Origin of the sequence: Pseudomonas sp. 2995-3 (genome assembly GCF_002742565.1) — a bacterium.
Taxonomy (GTDB): domain Bacteria; phylum Pseudomonadota; class Gammaproteobacteria; order Pseudomonadales; family Pseudomonadaceae; genus Aquipseudomonas; species Aquipseudomonas edaphica.
Window position 1 is genome coordinate 1 of sequence record NZ_LJSB01000393.1, and the last position, 244, is coordinate 244.

1 pseudogene is annotated in these 244 nt (G+C 39.8%); it reads right to left on the minus strand.

From position 1 onward, the window contains the following. Positions 1 to 244: pseudogene (locus AOA62_RS29835) on the minus strand (glutamyl-tRNA reductase); the annotation flags it as partial.

Below are 244 nucleotides of genomic sequence, written 5' to 3' on the forward strand. Positions count from 1 at the left end.
TCCCTGCACCTAACAGCAGTACCTTTTTATTTTGAAAGCCTCCAAAATTCTTCTTACCTAATTCTACTGCTGCATAGCTGACAGAGACGGCATTTTCACCAATGGAGGTTTCAGAATGTGCACGTTTTGCTATAGTAACCGCCTGTTTAAACAAGTAATTAAAAATAGTGCCTGTTGTAGCTTGACCTTGAGCAGTTATAAAGGCTTCACGAATCTGACCTAGAATTTGCGTTTCTCCTAATAC